This window comes from Saccharospirillum impatiens DSM 12546 (assembly GCF_000423605.1).
GTDB lineage: Bacteria > Pseudomonadota > Gammaproteobacteria > Pseudomonadales > Natronospirillaceae > Saccharospirillum > Saccharospirillum impatiens.
In genome coordinates, this window is sequence record NZ_AUIH01000098.1 from 1 (window position 1) to 5407 (window position 5407).

At 56.1% G+C, this 5407-nt stretch carries 5 protein-coding genes; all 5 read right to left on the bottom strand.

Features of this window, described 5'->3' with window-relative positions; genetic code table 11:
- A partial coding sequence (locus G565_RS0120165; RefSeq protein WP_425413996.1) for a transposase occupies positions 1-204 on the bottom strand: 204 nt, incomplete at its 3' end.
- 586 nt (positions 205-790) lie between these two features.
- On the bottom strand, positions 791-2722 hold the full coding sequence (locus tag G565_RS25185; RefSeq protein WP_245584223.1) for a TRAP transporter permease: 1932 nt from the start codon (positions 2720-2722) through the stop codon (positions 791-793).
- A 34-nt stretch (positions 2723-2756) separates the two neighbouring features.
- The gene (locus tag G565_RS0120175; protein WP_028672433.1) at positions 2757-3677 is read right to left on the bottom strand and encodes a TAXI family TRAP transporter solute-binding subunit; all 921 of its coding nucleotides are present in this window, start codon (positions 3675-3677) and stop codon (positions 2757-2759) included.
- Between the two features lie 436 nt (positions 3678-4113).
- A complete protein-coding gene (locus tag G565_RS0120180) occupies positions 4114-5118 on the bottom strand; it encodes a questin oxidase family protein (RefSeq protein ID WP_342662992.1) in 1005 nt (334 codons plus the stop codon).
- An 84-nt stretch (positions 5119-5202) separates the two neighbouring features.
- Positions 5203-5407: transposase (locus G565_RS27810; protein WP_028672435.1), on the bottom strand; the 205-nt coding region annotated here is incomplete at its 5' end.

A 5407-nucleotide genomic window follows, 5' to 3' on the forward strand; every position in this document is an offset into this window, starting at 1 on the left:
CTCGACCTGCAGCTTGCCAATTTGTTGATATAGATGGTCTTCCCGAGCTTCCAGCTTTTTCGGGTCGGGTTGGCTACTGCCGCGTTCGAAGGCTTCCACCAGTCGCTCCTGGGCGATTTTCTTCCAGGTGTTGATCTGAGAGGCATGTACGCCGCACTGCGAAGATAATTGAGCGACTGTCTTGTCGCCTCGGATAGCCTCCATTGCGACCTTGGCCTTGAACTCACTACTGAACCGTTTTCTCGCCACGTTACTACTCCTGCTTGGTCGTGGCATTCTACCTATGCCCGTGGTCTAAATCATGGGGTCCACTATATAATCTACATAATGACCTTCAAATCATTCGCCCAGGTTTAGAGAAGAAATTGGTTGAAATTCCGATCTTTTCAGCAACAATACCGGTGGAAGAACGTCAGGAACTGATTCGTATCTGGAATGAAGGACGTGTAGCAATAAGAGGTAAAAAGGAAACACTATTGCTGCAAAAATATAACGTTATTGTTCAATGATGAATTCCTTTTAGCGGACTAAGAGTAACGGACTAAGAGGACGCCGAAGGTAGTGAGTTTTGGAAGACTTTCGCGACCGGACGCATTGATTCGTTTTGAGTTCAAAGGTAAGTAAGGAACTTGATTGGAAAACTCGGTTTATTGGCCCAAAAAATCGATTTTCAGGTACAGTTAAACCTCAGGTAGCCTTTTGCGTCCGTCGAATTCTAGATATCACTACCACAGGCATCCCTGCCTACTGCGAAACCCGGCACCGGCCGGTGCCTGAGCCGTGTAACAGGTCAGGCTGTCGAAAGCGGCTGCCGACGCAGTTCCAGCCAAAACCGAACAGCCAGCAACACAGTCGCTACAATCCCCACCAACCGAATGGCTACAATCACAGGGTCCAGGTTCGCCACGTTGGTGGGCCAGGCAACCATTAACGCGGCGATGATAAACACCCAGCGCTCCCAGCCCGCCATTCCTCTTCCCAGCCAGCCAGCGAGACCAATTGAAAGCGCCGTGGTTGCAATGGTCGCCAGCACAATGGCGCCGGTAATTTCCCAGGCGTTCCCAATTAAGAGCAGGCCCGGCATGGTGACGAACAGGAAGGGCACCAGCAGTTTCACGAAACCGAGCCGCATGGATTCGATAGCGGTTTCATTGGGGGAGGAGCCGGCAATACTGGCGGCCGCATATGCGGCCAGAGCAACCGGCGGGGTGATCGCACTCACTAGCCCGAAGTAGAAAATAAACATGTGTGCCGACAAGGGCGGCATGCCCAGTCGCGTTAGCGCGGGTGCAACCAGTACTGCCAGCAGCAAATAGGCAGCTGAGGTCGGCAGGCCCATGCCGAGCACAAAAGACGCCAGCGCAGTTAGCAGCAGCACGGCCCACAAGCTGCCGCCTCCCACATCCACAATTAGACCGGACACCATTAAGCCCATGCCAGTGAGGTTGAGCACGCCGATGACGATGCCAGCGGCGGCAACGGCGGCGACAATCGGTAGCGTTGCGAGTAGGGTATCCTGGCAGACTTGCAACAGTTCTGTCAGTTTCAGTCGGGTGTTGGCCCGAAATGGGCTGATCAGCAAGCCAGCGACAATGGCTAGCACCGCTGCGCGGGTAGGGGACTCCCCGGCGACCATAAACCCGATCAAAATGAACAGCGGAATCAGTAAATAACCGCGGGTTTTCAAGGTTTCTGTCAGGAAGGCCAGGCCACCGGCTGCGTCACGCTCAAGGTTCAGTCGACCCGCTTCGAGTCGCACCGCGATCATCAGCGCCAGAATATACAACAGTGCTGGGGCGAGGGCAGCGAGGGCGATCTGGCCGTAAGGAATGCCGATGATCTCCGCCATCAGGAAGGCTGCAGCCCCCATTACCGGTGGCATGATTTGTCCGGCGGAAGACGCGGCTGCTTCAATGGCCGCCGCCAGTTTCGGGGTGTAGCCAACTTTCTTCATCAGCGGGATTGTAAAAGTACCGGTGGTGACCACATTGGCTACAGCGCTGCCGTTCAGCGACCCGAGCATGGCGCTCGATAAGGCGGCGGAGAGACCGGGGCCACCCTGAACCCGACCCGTTAAACCACGCGCCAGATCCACAAATACTTCACCGGTACCGATGCGGGTCAGTAGCGAGCCGAACAGGGCAAACAGAAAAATGTATTCCACCGCCACACCCATGGGGACGCCATACACCCCTTCGGTAGAGAGCATCAGCGTGGAGGTCAGGCGGGACAAGTCGTAACCGCCGTGCCCGTATTTGCCGGGAATCAGATAACCCCAGGTAGCGTACGCCAGGGCGAGTGCCATCAGAATCACCAGGGCCCAGCCAACCCGAACCCGAACCAGGGTTACAACGACTAACAACAGGCCGACAAATATCCATTGATCGAGCGGAATCGACATGGCGCCGCGCATGATGATGTCCATGTAGGATTGCCACAGATGCGGGCCGGGAATCCAGGCGATCAGCGCCAGTGCATACAGCAGCAATCGTACGGGCAGTCGCCGAAAATTCAATGCCGAGGCCATCAACCCCGCCGAGGCAACCGCCGAGAAAAACAGGGCGCGCAACAACAAGGCGGTGATGCCACCAAAATAGGCGCCATAGACAACCAGGCCAGCGGTGAATACCGCCATGGCCACAAACAACAGGGAGACCACTCGGGTCTCCCAGAAGGACTGCGGGCTGTTCGGTAGATCCAGCCGAGTCAGTGAAATGAACAAGATGATCTGCCTCTTTAGCGGTTAACCAACCGGGTTACTCGAAATACCGTGCCGCACCGGGGTGCAGGGCAATGGGCACCTGGGTCGCCGTATCCGCTGAGATCGCAGCCGCTTGCGGGTGTACTTCTGCTAGTTGATCCAGGTTATCGAACAGAGCGCGGGTCAGGTTGTATATTAGGTCGTCACTGGCATTGGCGGCGGTAAACAGGGTCGCCGGGTCGTTGATCATCGTGACCGGTGAAGTTTGGTCCGGGTAGGTGTCGGCCGGAACGTCGTACAGTTGATAGAAGGGGTAGTCTTCAATCATCTGAGCCACTGTATCGGCATCCACGGATAACAGCACCATGTCTTCCTGAGCATCCAGGTCGATCAGCGAGGCGGTTGGCGCGCCCGCCAAGACAACGGCGGCTTCTACCTGGCCATTTTTCAACGCGCTGATGCCTTCGTTGTACGACAGGAACTGCTGTTCAACCTCGCCAAGCACCCCGTAAGCCGTTAGCAGACGCTGCGCCAATACGGCGGCATTGCTGCCCGGAGGACCCATGCTGACGCTCTTGCCTGCCAGTTGGCTGATGTCGGTAATGCCGGTGCCATCAATAGTCGCGACCTGCAAAACAGCCGGGTACAGATACGCCATGGCCGCCATGTCCAGTGGTTGGCCGTTGAACGGGCCTTCACCCACAGTGGCTTCGTACAGGGTGGAGGAGGATGAGAAGCCGAAGGTCATTTGCCCGGCGGCGACGCGGCGAATGTTTTCGACCGAGGCGCCAGTCACTTCTGCCCGGGCTGTGGTGCCATCGAGGTTGCGGTTGATCACATCGGCCATGCCCGCACCGATCACATAAAACAGGCCGCCGGTGCCGCCTGTGCCAATGGATACCCGATCTTCGGCCATGGCCATACCGCTGCTCAGTAGTGCCGCGGTAGCAAGCGTGGTGAGCGTTTTTTTCAACATGGTGCGTCTCCTTATCATTGTTATGGGTCGACTGCGAGAGTCTGGCGCACACGGCAAGCCGCCGGTTTTGGTGGAGTATAGTCTATCAACAATGGCTTGCCTGTTACCCCCAGAATACCCAGGGTATGCATACGCGTGTGTGGATCATACCTGTGCTGGAACTAACAAAAGTGGGATGGTGCGTTCAGACGTTTGGGGTGATGGTAACGACCCGGCGCATGGGATTAACGGCTCACCTCGCGGCAAAATAGAGGCGTTTTCGGTCCCGTTGTTTGGCCGGCGAGAACTGGCCGAGACACCCACATTGGGCAGCCATCAAAAACTAGCCCTCGATAGCTCACGCTAGCGGGTTAGGTGGGGTGTCCCGATAGCTTGGTTGCGCAAACAGAGCCAGAACCCGCAGCTAATCAGGTCTTTGCAAAAACTCCGTCTACCGCTAAGCCACTGCCGTGGCTGCAACTTGCCAGTACAGCCGGTTACCCGTTCTCTGAAAGTACTCATTGCAGCAAGCGACAAGCTTGATTTTATGGTCATCGAGACTGTCGCAGGCGTGCTGGATAATCTTGTCCCAGCCTTGGTCAGGGTTGTTCATGGGTGTCTCTGGCTCCCGCCACCGAAGCCCCTGTGATAGCCAGGTAACGACCAAAGCCTGCCAGGCGAATGGCAACAAGACGTCGGGGCGAGATAGGTGTTCACCCAGTCGACGCACCGCCTGGGTGCCGGTGACGCCATGGAGCAGTGCAAAATTGTTGTAGGTCCAATGCAACTGGATGGCCGCCTGTTCGATGTCAGCCAGAGATAGCTGATTCCGGCGCGGTTTAAACACCAGTGTTGCATAAGCCGGATGCTGAATGACGTTTAGGAAGGACTCGGAAAATGTTGCGCCGCCGAGCCGTTGTTCCGGCCAATCTGTTCCCGTTAGCAGGTGGCGCAAAACGCCGGGTAAGTCAGCTTGTTTATTTTCCGAAGTTGAAGGCCAGGGCAGCCGCTGATAGGCCCAAACCCAGTAGGCCAACCCTGCTGCTATTTCTGACCGGTTGTCGTCTGCCAGGCCATGGCCGAGCCTGATAACCGGATGATAGGCGGCGGTCGATAAGGCCGGTGCCAATATCGGCACCCAGTGTTCCAATACCTGGGATACCGGTTGCTGTGACAACGCTGTATCAAAATAGGTAAAGATCGCAGCATAGCGACGTTTTTGCCCCCTTAGTGCCAGAGCGTCAGCCTGGGACAAGGGTTTGCTATCCAGTTCGGCGTACTGCACCTTTTTCTGCACCCGAGTCTCATACTGTGCCTGAACGGAGCCCGATGCCTGGAGTTGCCGCAAAGCACTGACGACCATTGGATGATGGTTGCTTAAACCGTTTACGGTTTCCGGGTGTTCTAGCAGGCTGTTGAAATAGACCGATATTTTTCCATCAATCCGCTCGGGTAAGGCAATTTCAAGGGGATTTCAGCATTTGGGTCGGGTTCAATCGTCCCTTTTTACCCGAGATCCGGGATTTCCCGGGCTGTCGGGCACCCATCAGGCGCACCTCCCCTGTATATTGACCATTCGCCTCAGATTCCAGCCTATGAAGGTGAGGTTCAGTACCTGATTGGCCTTATCCAACCCTCGAACCATGATCTGGCGAATTGGACCGACGGTCTTGCCCCAACCGAAGGGTTCTTCGACTCGTTTCCTGACCTTCATGCTTGCCTGATAGCCTGTGTGTCGTGTCGTGCGCTTA